General features: G+C 51.4%; 11 protein-coding genes. 9 read left to right on the top strand and 2 right to left on the bottom strand.

The window, feature by feature from the left end; translation table 11 throughout:
- Positions 1-94 precede the first annotated feature (94 nt).
- Entirely contained in the window at positions 95-1,723 is a 1,629-nt protein-coding gene (locus ACE41H_RS16975) for an ABC-F family ATP-binding cassette domain-containing protein (protein WP_375356666.1), read from the top strand.
- A gap of 103 nt (positions 1,724-1,826) precedes the next feature.
- Here the strand turns inward: ACE41H_RS16975 and ACE41H_RS16970 are convergent, their stop codons facing one another.
- Positions 1,827-2,030 carry a hypothetical protein gene (locus ACE41H_RS16970; protein ID WP_375356665.1) on the bottom strand — a complete coding sequence of 68 codons (204 nt, stop codon included), beginning with the start codon at positions 2,028-2,030 and terminating at the stop codon, positions 1,827-1,829.
- Between the two features lie 315 nt (positions 2,031-2,345).
- Here ACE41H_RS16970 and ACE41H_RS16965 point away from each other — a divergent pair, with 315 nt between their 5' ends.
- On the top strand, positions 2,346-3,221 hold the full coding sequence (locus tag ACE41H_RS16965; RefSeq protein ID WP_375356664.1) for a cation diffusion facilitator family transporter: 876 nt from the start codon (positions 2,346-2,348) through the stop codon (positions 3,219-3,221).
- Between the two features lie 41 nt (positions 3,222-3,262).
- Here ACE41H_RS16965 and ACE41H_RS16960 read toward each other — a convergent pair whose 3' ends face one another.
- Positions 3,263-4,105 carry a TrmB family transcriptional regulator gene (locus ACE41H_RS16960; protein ID WP_375356663.1) on the bottom strand — a complete coding sequence of 281 codons (843 nt, stop codon included), beginning with the start codon at positions 4,103-4,105 and terminating at the stop codon, positions 3,263-3,265.
- A gap of 169 nt (positions 4,106-4,274) precedes the next feature.
- Between ACE41H_RS16960 and ACE41H_RS16955 the strand changes: the two genes are divergently transcribed.
- The 7 genes from ACE41H_RS16955 (at position 4,275) to ACE41H_RS16925 (ending at position 13,152) form a co-directional block, all read left to right on the top strand.
- On the top strand, positions 4,275-5,207 hold the full coding sequence (locus ACE41H_RS16955) for a DMT family transporter (RefSeq protein ID WP_375356662.1): 933 nt from the start codon (positions 4,275-4,277) through the stop codon (positions 5,205-5,207).
- A gap of 93 nt (positions 5,208-5,300) precedes the next feature.
- Positions 5,301-6,500, top strand: a complete 1,200-nt coding sequence (locus ACE41H_RS16950; RefSeq protein ID WP_375356660.1) for a C40 family peptidase — start codon at positions 5,301-5,303, stop codon at positions 6,498-6,500.
- Positions 6,501-6,715: 215 nt separating this feature from the next.
- On the top strand, positions 6,716-7,213 hold the full coding sequence (locus ACE41H_RS16945; RefSeq protein ID WP_375356659.1) for a DUF948 domain-containing protein: 498 nt from the start codon (positions 6,716-6,718) through the stop codon (positions 7,211-7,213).
- A 57-nt stretch (positions 7,214-7,270) separates the two neighbouring features.
- Positions 7,271-7,792 carry a hypothetical protein gene (locus ACE41H_RS16940; protein ID WP_375356657.1) on the top strand — a complete coding sequence of 174 codons (522 nt, stop codon included), beginning with the start codon at positions 7,271-7,273 and terminating at the stop codon, positions 7,790-7,792.
- Positions 7,793-7,885: 93 nt separating this feature from the next.
- Positions 7,886-8,227, top strand: coding sequence for a YflT domain-containing protein (locus tag ACE41H_RS16935; RefSeq protein ID WP_375356655.1), 342 nt, complete (start codon positions 7,886-7,888; stop codon positions 8,225-8,227).
- Positions 8,228-8,356: 129 nt separating this feature from the next.
- Positions 8,357-9,526, top strand: coding sequence for a PP2C family protein-serine/threonine phosphatase (locus tag ACE41H_RS16930; protein ID WP_375356654.1), 1,170 nt, complete (start codon positions 8,357-8,359; stop codon positions 9,524-9,526).
- Complete coding sequence (locus tag ACE41H_RS16925; protein ID WP_375356652.1) at positions 9,523-13,152, top strand: response regulator; 3,630 nt, start codon at positions 9,523-9,525, stop codon at positions 13,150-13,152. The genes ACE41H_RS16930 and ACE41H_RS16925 overlap by 4 nt, the downstream gene beginning before the upstream one ends.
- Positions 13,153-13,230 lie beyond the last annotated feature (78 nt).

The following is a 13,230-nucleotide window of genomic DNA, read 5'->3' as shown; positions in this document are numbered from 1 at the left end:
GGGCGGAAGGTTCAAATCCGCCCTTGTTCTGTGTTATAATACGAAGCTAGGACACGGATTTATGCCAAAATGAATAAAGGACGGTAATGCAAATATGATCAGTACAAGCGGCGTAACGCTTCGATATGGCAAGCGCCCACTTTTTGAAGATGTAAATATTAAATTTACACCAGGTAACTGTTACGGCCTGATCGGTGCAAACGGAGCCGGCAAATCGACATTTTTGAAAATTTTGTCCGGGGAAATTGAGTCTAACAGCGGCGAGGTCCATATGACACCGGGCGAACGCTTGGCCGTACTGAAGCAGAACCATTATGAATACGATGAATACCCGGTGCTGGAGACCGTTATTATGGGACACACCCGGCTTTATGAAATTATGAAGGAGAAGGACGCACTGTATGCGAAGGCTGATTTCTCCGAGCAAGACGGACTGCGCGCCGGCGAGCTTGAAGGAGAATTTGCGGAGCTTAACGGTTGGGACGCCGAGCCTGACGCTGCTGCTCTCCTGATTGGCCTTGGCATTGCACGCGAACTTCATGACAAGAAGATGGCCGAACTGAGCGGCAATGAGAAGGTGCGGGTACTGCTTGCACAGGCATTGTTTGGACGCCCTAACAATCTGCTGCTTGACGAGCCTACGAACCATTTGGACCTGGAGTCGATCCAGTGGCTGGAGAATTTCCTTATGGACTATGAAGGTACCGTCATCGTTGTATCCCATGACCGGCACTTCCTGAACAAGGTCTGCACGCATATTGCGGATATCGATTTCGGTAAAATTCAGATGTACGTCGGCAACTACGACTTCTGGTACGAGTCCAGCCAGCTTGCGCTGCAGCTGACACGCGATGCGAACAAGAAGAAAGAAGAGAAAATTAAAGAGCTGCAGGCATTTATCCAGCGCTTCTCGGCCAATGCCTCCAAATCCAAGCAGGCGACATCCCGCAAAAAGCAGCTGGAGAAGATTACGCTGGAGGACATCAGGCCTTCCAACCGGAAATATCCTTTCATCAACTTCAAGCCTGAACGCGAAGCCGGCAAGCAGCTGTTGACGGTGGACCGCCTGAGCGTAACGGTGGAAGGGGAGAAGGTACTGGACGAATTCAGCATCGTGGTCAACAAAGGCGACAAGATCGCATTTGTCGGCCCGAACGGGCTGCCCAAGTCCACGCTGTTCGAACTTCTGATGAACGAGAGGGAGGCGGAATCCGGGGAATTCACGTGGGGAGTTACAACGAGCCAGGCGTATTTCCCGAAAGACAACTCCAAATATTTCGACGGGGTTGAGCTGAATCTGGTCGAATGGCTGCGTCAATATTCCAAGGATCAGGATGAGACCTTCCTGCGCGGCTTCCTGGGACGCATGCTGTTCTCTGGTGAAGAAGCCTTGAAGAAGGCCAGCGTACTGTCCGGGGGCGAGAAGGTGCGCTGCATGCTGGCGAAAATGATGCTGAACGGAGCCAATGTGCTGCTGCTGGATGAGCCGACGAACCATTTGGATCTCGAATCGATTACGGCGCTCAATAACGGCCTGATTGACTTTGACGGCACCCTTCTGTTTACCTCCCATGACCATCAGTTTATTCAAACCATAGCGAATCGCATCGTGGAGATTACGCCAAACGGTGTCATCGACCGCGTGATGACCTATGACGAATATCTGGAGAGCGAAGAAATCAAGCAACTGCGTGAGCGCATGTACCCTGTGGAAATCTCTTAATGACTTTCCACAGAACTTTCATATGAACAAAAAAGGGGAGTCCCAAAGGTCTATTGACCCGGGACTCCCCTTTTTTTCGCTTTTTTATCTTACGGGCACAAGCTCAGGAGCCTCCGGTACGACGACGCTGGTTATTCGGTTTTTTCGTATTTTGACTTTTAAGCGTCTTGGTCTGGCCACCATGAAATCCGCCGCCCTGCGGGTTGCCCGCTTGCTGTTTCTTTTGGGCCAGCTTCTGCCGGACGGCTTCCGCCAAATCAATTTTACGGGGTTCCTCACGGTTCTGGTTATCCTGATTATCACTCATTGTAAACTCCTCCTGATGCCGCCAGATTGGGTCCGGAAATGGGACTGCATGCGGCGCATACTGAACCCATTTTATACGTTTTTAACAGGCTGGACAAGGGCAATATGAATAAGAGCGGATAGGATTAAAACAGACATTTTGTTCAAGGGAAAAATATTTTCTAATACACTACACGAATGAGCATAAGCAATATTTTTTCGCTGTCACTACAGCCCTGTAGACAAGAAACACTGTTTCTCTAGACCCACTGGAGCATTGTCTGTTACCATAAGGAAATTGGTTTGGCCTTTATATTTTGGGTGAGGAGTGTCTACATTGCCGGATGTGTACGAGGAAATTCGCAGGGGTGAAAAAGGAGCCTGGGTCAGCATAGCGGCTTATCTTATTCTCTCGGCCTTTAAAATTATATGCGGGTACCTGCTGTTCTCCAGCGCTCTGCTTGCGGACGGATTTAACAACGTGACGGATATCGTGGCTTCCGTTGCTGTGCTGATCGGCCTGCGCATTTCCCAAAAACCGCCGGATTCCGACCATGCCTACGGGCATTTCCGTGCAGAGACAGTAGCCGCCCTGATTGCGTCCTTCATTATGGCTGCGGTGGGGTTGCAGGTGCTGGTGGAGGCTGTCCGGTCCATCTTCGAGGGCGGCAAACAGGAGCCTGATATTCTTGGTGCGGGAGTTGCGGTGATCAGTGCCGTCGCCATGATGGGCGTGTACCTGTATAACCGGAGGCTTGCCCGCGCGATCAACAATAAGGCCCTGATGGCTGCGGCAAAGGATAACCTGTCCGACGCTATGGTGAGTATCGGGGCCGCGGTCGGGATTATCGGCGCACAGTTCGGCCTGCCGTGGCTGGATACGGTGGCCGCCATTCTTGTAGGCTTGCTCATCTGTAGAACCGCCTGGGAAATTTTCAGGGATTGCACGCACACGCTGACGGACGGCTTTGATGAAAGTCAGTTGTCTGACCTGCGCAGCACGATAGCCAGAACACCGGGGGTGGAAGCGATACGGGATGTGAAGGCGCGTGTCCATGGCAATCACGTGCTGGTGGATGTCGTCATTGAGGTCAAGCCCGATTTGACGCTTATTGAGAGCCATCAAATCAGCGACAAGATTGAAGAGCGGATGAAAAAGGCGCACAACATTATGCATGTGCATGTCCACGTAGAACCGAGCAGCGTGAAGTAAAAAGCGAAGGATTTCCTCAGGAACGGGATGAGTGAATAGTGTTATTTTCCTAGCCCCAACCTTACCGCCATGCTGTAGCCGGATGGTCCGAAATTATATTTTTTTCGCAGCTCGATCAGATTGGGGCCGAAGGTGTGCTCTAGCGTTTCACGGTGCGCCTGCAGCATCTCATAGATGTACAGGTCGTGGATGATGACCTCGGTGATCGGCATGACGAGGCCGGGGTGCATCGTCCAGGCGGCGCGGCTGTCGGTGCCGAGGGACACGATGCCTGCGACCACTTCGCGGTCGTCCGTGCTTGCTACGATCCAACGGCCGCCGTATTCCTGCGTAATCTCCTCACTCGAATCATGTGGATATATCTGTGCAAAATCGAATTCCAATTCTCCGTATACAACAATCAGAATCTCTACGCCCCGCTCTGCCGCCTGCCGTAGTTCCGGTTCCAGCAGCTGTGCTTCCTCTGTCCAGATCTCCAGCAAAATACGCCCTGACGCCCGGTGGATCGCTTCCTTTGTACGGCTCAATATGGCCTCATATCCGGTGATATTCCAAATATTTTCCCGGTTCAGAGAAACATAGGAGTAGTGGGAGAGCGCTGCTTCGGCAGTCTCAAAAGAGGATTCCATTTTGCTTTTTTTCAGCCGGATCAGCTCCTGCGGCGGCAGCGGGGTATACAACGACGGATCTTCATGGCTGACCATCACCTCACCGCGCTCCACCAGGCCGCTCAGCACCTCATAAATTTTGGAGCGGGGCACGCCTGAATTCAAAGAAATCGCATACCCCGATAAAGGCGATTTATCAAGCAGCGCCAAATACGCTTTGGCTTCATACTCAGTAAAATTCAAATTCTGCAGCATTTTGATGATTTCCGATTTCATCCTTGAACCTCCTGATCCTCGCTTCGCTCAAAAGCCCGTTTTCGTTCGTTTATCCGATTATACTCCATTATTACACTTGACACCCTATCATGCCAATGCTATACCTTTTATGTAGTGACTACATAAGTAGCGACTAATTATTATAGTCATAATAGCCAGGAGGTAGAGCATGGATACTTCAACTGATGCCCGAAGGCCGGGTATGGAACAAGCACAAAGCAGCAGAAGCCTTTACTTGACCGCCGCTGTTGCTGCCATATTGATTTGGAGTACCTCATTTGTAGGGACCAAGGTCGCTTATCATTCCTTTCCTCCTCTTACATTGGGGGCAGCCCGTTTTCTCATAGCTTCGGTCATTTTGGGAGTGGTGATGCTGGTCAGAAAAGAATTTGCCTTACCCGCGCCGAAGGACCTGGGGTGGATGGCATTGAGCGGAATTCTGGGAACAACGCTCTATTTCGCGCTGGAAAATATCGGACTTGAACTGACAACGGCTTCAAGCGCCGCTTTGATCGTCGCCTCTTACCCGGCTATTACCGCACTGCTTGAATTTATATTTTACCGTGTGAAAATTTCCTGGCTGAAGGGGCTGGGGATTGTAATGGCTATAGCGGGGGTATACCAGATTTCAGGCGGTAGTCAGGGAGCCGGCTCGGGGCAGCTGACAGGCAACCTGATTTTGATTGCTGCCGGCGTTGTATTTGCTGCCTACAACTTTACAACACGCAAAGTGGTCAGCAGTTATTCGATGGTCACCGTTTCATTTTACCAGACCATCACCGGAACGATTGCATTTATCCCGCTTGCCCTGCTCGAAAGGTCCAGATGGCAGGCGCCAACTGCGGAGTCGCTATGGATGCTCCTTTATCTGGGGATTTTCTGCTCGGTGGCAGCATTTATGCTCTATAATTACGGGCTGCGCGGACTCAGCTCCAGTACGGCTGTGACGCTGATGAACTTGGTTCCTCTATTCGGCGTATTATTTTCGTCTGTGTTCCTTGGGGAGGTAATGCATATTTACGATTGGATCGGCGGGATATTGATCATTGCCGGAGTTATGCTGAGCGTGAGGGATAACACTACAAAAGGTAATGGGCCATAAGAACTATGTCGAACTCCTCCATGCTTTATTATAATTGAGAGAAATCATGTTGGAATTTAGCAAATAAAGCTGCAGAAAGCATGGAGGTAACACATGAAAAAGAGCGCTTTAACCCTGTTGCTCGCATCTTCGGTATTAGGCATTTTAACGGATGCAGCGTTCTCTGGCTCTGCCTCGGCTGCGCCGGTTGCTGTTTCTTCCGAACAGAGTGCCGTGATTCAAACCGCCGTTCGTTTGCGAATGGCACCGTCGATGGACAGCGAAACCGCCGCTTTTCTGAAGCAGGGGGAAACGGTCACCATCCTCGGACAGGCGGACAATTATTGGTACAAAGTAAAGACAGCCGCCGGTCTAACGGGGTACACAAGCAGCTCCTCTCAATACATAAAGATCGGCAGGAGCGCGTCTTCACCAACACCAAACGTCCCTGCTACAGCAGCCGCCCCGCAGAAGCCTGCCGGTTCATTAGCTTCCGTCAATGTGACAGTGAATTCAACGGCCACTGCTTTATCCGGACAAGCCGGCCAGACGGGAACGATTCAGACCACCGTCAATTTGCGCGAACAGCCGTCCACGCAGTCCGCTGTATTGGGCGTGCTTGGAACGGGTGAGGTAGTCTCCATTCTTGATACAACCGACCCTTACTGGTATAAGGTGCAGACTTTCAGCGGTCTGAGCGGTTATGTCAGCTCTTCGGAAAAGTTTCTGAAGAAGGGAGGCATCCTTGGGTCCTCTCCGGCTGCTACATCTTCTTTGTCTGCTGCTTCCTCCTGGAGTGAGCCTCCTGTTCTTTCCGCTCCGCCGGTGAAGCAGATTGAGCCTGCTTACACCGGAACGGACGTGTCCGAGGGGATCGAAACGGTCATCGCCACCGGAATGAGTTATTTGGGCACCCCATATGAATTCGGTTCTGACCGGAACACGACAGATACGTTTGACTGCTCGGACTTTATCCGGCAAATTTTTCTGGAGGGACTGGGCTACCAGCTTCCGGCGGATTCCCGCCAGCAGGGCAGTTGGGTTCAGCAGAACAGCGAGCCAGTGTACGACATTTCCCTTTTGAAGCGCGGAGACCTGGTATTCTTTGACTATGCAAGCTCAAGGGCGGAAGCCGAAGCAGGGCTTGGCCTGCCGAATTCCACCATTTCGCATGTAGCGATTTACCTGGGGAACAACCAGCTTTTGCATACGTTCTCGGCGGCTGCCGGAGGCGTGAAGGTCACCGATTTCAGCAAAACCTGGCAGGATCATTTCCTGTTTGGTGGCAGTGTGGCCGACCGGATTTTAAAATAAACAATCGTAGCAAAGCTCTGGCTTTGGCGGGTCTATGTCCGCCTGAGTTCAGGGCTTTTTTTTGTGCAGTATATCTTTCCGGCAGAGGACTTGCACTTCTGGGCTATAGCCCGCATATCGTTTCGCATATCGTTTGTTTCGTGCCCTAATGGTAGGGGTAACTAAGCAGTACAAGGGGAACGAAGACATCTGCGACAGGAAAGCGAGGTTAGGCTATGCTAACACAAATCAGTATTTTTATGATCGCGGTCGCGTTTGCGGTGCTTGTATTTTTTATGGTCAGAACTCTTCGATCGGCTTCGGCTTCATTGGAGAAGGTAACAGATACGCTGCAAGAGGTGCAAAAAACGATTGATGAATTAAGCTATGAGGTCAAACAGATGCTGCGACATGCGAACGACATCACGGTGGACGTGGAAAACAAAATGAAGCAGATCGATCCGGTCGTGACCACGGTAAAAAATCTGGGGGATGTCCTGGCGGAAATCACGGCAGCGGGCAAGCAACTGTCCACGACGTTCATGTCCAAGCTGCAAAAGACGAAAACGGCCCGCGCCGCAGCAAAGGAACGGGTGCCGGCAAGCCCGTCCCAGTCAGCAGACCGCACGTTCCAAAGCTATGATGCGGTGTACGGCAAATCCGGTAAAGCGAGAAACTGGCTGGCCTATGTGGACATTGCGGCCGGGGCATGGAGCAGAATGCGAAGCAGATAAACCGCCGGTGAATCCGCACTACCGGAAGCAATGAAACTCATTGAAAGGGTGAGCAGAATGATGTTGATCCAACTGATGATGCTTGCAGCTTTGCTTTCTCCTTTTTCCGGAGCGGATGCGGTTCAGACTGCTGCTTTGCCGCCAACTGCGGGCAAGGCGGTGCAGGCGGTGGCAAGGTTCCCGGGGCAGCCGTCTCACATGACCCAGTTCATTACTCTGAATGGCATCTCGCTTGATGACCGGGAAGAAGATGTTCTGCATAAAAAAGGAAAACCACTGCAGGTTACGAAAGACTGGCTGCTTCGCTCAACCGAATACCATTATGCTGACGCCGTGGTAGGCATCCGGGACGGGTATGTCGATTACGTGCATGTGGACCCGGAGGCCATGCGGGTTAAGATCAATGACCGCTGGCTGCCGCTGAACCGGGGCACGCTTGCTCAGGAACTGGGGGGCGCCCAGTTTGCGGCAGAAGACGGGGATGTGTACATTCGTGGGCACAAAGCCATCAAAGTTTATACTGATCAGGCGAATGGAGAGCTGCAGTTCGTGGAGTTTTTTGCTGAAAATTCTCAGTAAATGTTTCAAAATCGCTGCAGCAGGTTAATGATACAACGTACCTGAGCCGGCCCAAACAGTGCAACCAGAATACTGTTAAGGAGAGTGAGAACGATGAATTCGACGAATGCACAGGCTTATGCAAAAGTGGTGGAAAACGGGGTGCAGGCCGTGGAAACGGTTAAGGAGTTGCGCAATACAGGCTATCGTTATGAAGACGTGTTTGTATTGGCGCATAGTCAGGACCGTACGGACCGTATTGCCGGGACAGCGGATGCACAAGAAATTGGCATGAAGGAAGAAGGCATGTTTGACTCTCTGGCTAACCTGTTCCGCTCACGTGGCGACGAGCTGCGTGCCAAAATCGTGTCGATGGGCTTCACTGAAGCCGAAGCAGCATTTTATGAAAAAGAGCTTGATCTTGGCAAAGTGCTTGTGATTGCCAAAAAATCCTGATTCAAACCGGCTGCTCTTCCAGGCATTACCTGGAATCATCCGTAAACATAGATAAGGAATGGGGCACGCTCGTCTCATTCCTTATCTATGTTTATGATAGCTCAGTCACAAATGAAGAAGGAGAGAGAGATGAGAATTTTAATCGTAGACGACAATCCGACGAATGTGATCATTATCCGGGAGATATTGAAGAAGGAAAACTATAGGAATGTGGTCTCCGCCACCTCAGCCGCAGAAATGTTCAAATATTTGGGCCTGGAGGACCGTTCGGTTGAAATCCGTCCCCACCCTTCGGATATTGATTTGATACTTCTTGATATGATGATGCCCGAAATGGACGGCATTGAAGCCTGCAGTATCGTTCAGGAATATGAGCATCTCAAGGACATCCCGATCATTATGGTGACGGCGGTCGGCGATTCGAAAAAGCTGGCCGAGGCACTGGATGCGGGAGCCATGGACTACGTAACCAAGCCAATCAATAAAGTGGAGCTGATGGCGAGAATCCGGCTGGCGCTGCGTCTGAAGCAGGAGAAGGACTGGCATAAGGAAAGGGACCAGCGGATTCAGGACGAACTCAAGCTGGCCGCGATGGTGCAGCAGGCTGTGCTCAGTCCGGCCATAGAGGACCCACTCTTGCATATTCACGCTTTGTACCAGCCGTCTTTTGAGCTTGCTGGAGATTTATATTCATGGTATCCACTGGGGGATGGACGTTATGCTGTCATTCTGTTGGACATGATGGGACACGGCATTTCCTCCTCCCTGTTTTGTATGTTCATCGCTTCGGTTCTCAAAGACACCGTCACCACTTACGTGGATCCCGAGAAGGTGATCCAGGAGCTGAACCGCCGCTTTAATCAGCTGGATCTGGGCAAGCAGCTTGTTCAATACTATTTTACAGCCATTTATATGGTAATCGATACCCGGATGAAGCGCATCGACTATGTTAACGCCGGGCATCCCCCAGGGCTGATGATCGGGAAGGACGGAAATGTCGCCACACTGGACAGCGTCTGCTATCCGGTGGGGCTGTTCGACAAAATCGAAGTCCAGGCGGAAACGATCCACTACGAGGGAAGCGAGCGGATTGCGCTGTATACGGACGGGCTGCTCGAAGCGGTGGAAGGGGATCATGAACAGCAGCTGCAATATTTGATCCATCATTTGCGCGACTATCGTGAATGGGAAGAGGACGTCATGCGGAAGGCTTTCTTTGAAGTGGAAGTGCCGCTGGATCGCGATGACGATAAGTGTCTGGTGTGGATTTCGCTGAAAGAAGGAGAGGCTTTGGCATGAAAATCAGAAATAAACTGCTCATCGGCTTCGGGGCGCTGATGGCGGTCATGATCGTGCTGACCCTGATCGGTTATGACCGTTTGGGTACAATGAACAGTCAACTGGGCAAAGTATATGAAGACCGTTATTTGAAGGTCCGTCAGACCGCTGTGATCCGCAGCCAGGTGAATGATATGGCTATAGTTATGGTTAATTTGTTGCTTAACCCAGGCGCTTCCGTTTCCGAGGGAAAGCAGCAGCTCGATCAGATGATTGCCACAGGGGATATTACTTTTGAAGCGATTAAAGGGAGCCCTTCCTCCGCCTCTGAACAGGTGCTGATAGACAATGTGGAAACCTCATGGGAAAGCTTTAAACAATATGAAGCCCACCTTATGCAGCTTCTTGGGCAGGGAGATTATGATCAAGCCAATGCGTACAGGAACAGTACAGGGCTGGTTGCCCAGGAAGCTGTAGTGGAGGGAATTAATACGCTCTCCAATTATCAGGATACCGAGGTGGACAACGAAATAGCCGCTTCCAGAGAGGTGTTCCGCGAAGCCATCCAAACGTCAACCCTCATTATGGCTGCCGGTCTGCTACTGTCTCTGCTGATCATTCTCTGGGTGCTTCCGAGCATTACGCGCGGACTTAACACCGTGGCGCTGATGATTAACGGCTTCGGCAAAGGACGTTTTAAAGCCATCAGGCGGCTGAGAGTAACCTCCAGGGACGAAATCGGCCAAATTGCGCAGGTATTCAAAGAAATGGCCGACGATTTGGAGGAGAAACGTCAGCTGGAGCAATCCATTATCCAGTCGCAGAAGGACCAGACCTGGCTCAGCAACAATACGGCACGCGTTACGGAACTGCTGCGGGGCGTGAATTCACGCGAGCAAATCGCCCAGATGTTTATCAGTGAATTCACACCTATTCTGGGCGCCAGTTATGGCTCTATTTATTTGTTGGATGAAGAGAAGCAGCCTGATACGTTATTTGTTTTCGGCTCCTACGCAGGGACGGGTAAATCGATGTTAAGGAAGGAAGAGTTCATGCTCGGGGAAGGGCTGATTGGCCAGAGCGCTATGGATCATAAACCGGTGATTCTGGATCAGGCGCCACCTGGATACTTATCCGTCAGTTCCTCGCTTGGGGCAGCGCAGCCGACCGGCATTATGATTTATCCGATCGTGTTCGAGGACGAGCTGCTGGGCGTAGCCGAGCTGGCAGCATTCAAGCCGTTCGAGGAGCTTGAACAGAGGCTGTTCTCACAGCTGGTGATGAATCTTGGCGTTATTCTTAACAACGTTCAGCGCCGTTTGCGCGTGGAACAACTGCTGCGCGAATCGCAGGCGCTCACGGAGGAGCTGCAGTGCCAATCGGAAGAGTTGCAGCGGCAGCAGGAAGAGCTGGAGCATTTCAATACAGAGCTGATGGCCAAGACAAGAGTGCTGGAGGAACAGGTTCAGGAAGTGGAAGAGAAGAACCTGGAGATCGAGAAGGCGCGTGCGCAGCTTGAGCAACAGGCGATGCAGCTTGCCGTGACCAGCAAATACAAATCGGAGTTTCTGGCGAACATGTCGCATGAACTGCGCACACCCCTGAACAGCTTGCTCATCCTGTCCCAGCTGCTGTCCGAGAACAGGGATGCTAATCTGAATTCGAAGCAGGTCGAGTACGCCCAGACCATCTATATGTCAGGGGCCGATTTGCTTAAAATGATCGACGAAATATTGGATCTGTCCAAAGTAGACGCCGGAAAGATGGAAATCAATTATGAATCCGTCAGCCTGGAGGGGCTTGAGAAGTTTGTTGAGCAAAACTTTGCGCCGGTAGCGGCCAAAAAAGAACTGAAGCTAGTGAGTAAAAGGGAAGGCAGGCTTCCGCAAGCCATCATCAGCGACGGATACCGTGTGAAGCAAATTATACGCAACCTGCTGTCCAATGCCTTCAAGTTCACATCGTCAGGTTCGGTGGAATTTACGATAGCCGAGGCGAACAAGGAAGAGCTGCCAGCCTATCTGAATGAGAACCAGCCTTATCTGGCACTGTCTGTTCGTGATACCGGCATCGGCATTGCGCCGGACAAAACGGATCTGATCTTCGAGGCGTTCCAGCAGGTAGACGGGACTATGAGCCGCAAATACGGTGGTACCGGTCTGGGGTTGTCCATCAGCCGCGAGCTGTCCCGCTTGCTTGGCGGCGGCATCGAGGTTGAGTCCTTGCAGGGAGAAGGAAGCTGCTTTACGCTGTACCTGCCTGCGGAGGCTGCAGCGAAGGTGCCGGAAGATGCCGGGAGCGGACCTGTGGTGAGCGAGTACGCAAGACGAGAAGCGGCTCCGATGATTGACCCTGATATGCAAAGGATCAGGGAGGGTCGTTTCCCTTTCGAAGTGAGCAGAAAGCCTGACAGGGAGCAGCCTGTACCGGATACGCCCAAGCTGGAAGATGACCGGGAGCAGATTGGCCCCAAGGATAAAGTACTGCTGATCATCGAAGATGACGTGAATTTTGCGAATATTCTGATTGAAATGGCTAGAAACCGCGGCTACAAAGCATTGTCCGCCCTGCAGGGAGACATGGGGCTTGAAATGGCAAAAACCTACCTCCCTGACGCCATTATTCTAGATATTCAGCTGCCTGTGATGGACGGATGGTCCATTCTGGGCGAGCTGAAGAGCAACTCTGCCACGAGGCATATCCCGGTGCATGTCATTTCCGTGATGGATGATGTCAAGCAGGGTTTGATGATGGGGGCCATTGCTTATCTGAAGAAGCCTTCGACCAAAGAAAGCCTGGACAAAGCTTTTGCCCAAATCTCATCTTACATGGACAGCAAGCTGAAGCGGCTGCTGGTCGTGGAGAACAATGATACCCAACGGCAATCCATCATTGAACTTATCGAGCATGATGATGTTGCCATTACAGCCGTTTCTACCGGCAAAGAAGCGCTGGATGAGCTGAAAAGCCAGCACTATGACTGTATGGTGCTCGATCTGGTGCTGACGGACATGACTGGCTTTGATCTGCTGGACCGCATCCGGGATGATGAGAGCCTGAGCGATCTGCCGATTATTATTTACACAGGCAAAGAGCTGAACAGCAAGGAGGAAATGCGTCTGCGCAAATATGCGGAGTCCATCATCATCAAAGATGTCAAATCTCCGGAACGGCTGCTGGATGAGACGACGCTGTTCCTGCATCGGGTGGAAGCCAATTTGCCAGAGGACAAGCGCCGCATTCTGCAAAAGCTGTACAACAAAGAGGAATTGTTCGAGGGGAAAAACATTTTGCTTGTCGATGATGATATCCGCAACATATTCGCCTTGTCGAGTGTGCTGGAGGGCTACCGCATGAACGTCACCTTTGCGGAGAACGGCAAGGAGGCTCTGGAGCTGCTTCAAGGAGATACGAAGTTCGATCTGGTTCTCATGGATATGATGATGCCTGAAATGGATGGCTACGAGACGATGGGACATATCCGGAACATGCCGGAATACGAGAGGCTGCCTATTATTGCGCTTACGGCGAAGGCCATGAAGGAAGATCGGGCGAAGTGCATTGAGGCAGGGGCTTCGGATTATGTCAAAAAACCGATTCAAACGGATCAGCTCCTATCATTAATGAGAGTGTGGCTGTATTCGTAGCCGGCTTTTCGGGGTAATAGATATAAACGGAACGGAATTGAACCGGCAACCTGTAAAACCTTTAGGAAGTGGAGCGAG

The sequence above is a fragment of the Paenibacillus enshidis genome (assembly GCF_042136365.1).
In the GTDB taxonomy this organism is placed as follows: Bacteria; Bacillota; Bacilli; order Paenibacillales; family Paenibacillaceae; genus Paenibacillus; species Paenibacillus enshidis.
Note: the sequence above shows the minus strand (reverse complement) of the source record. Positions and strands in the feature narration are given on the sequence as shown.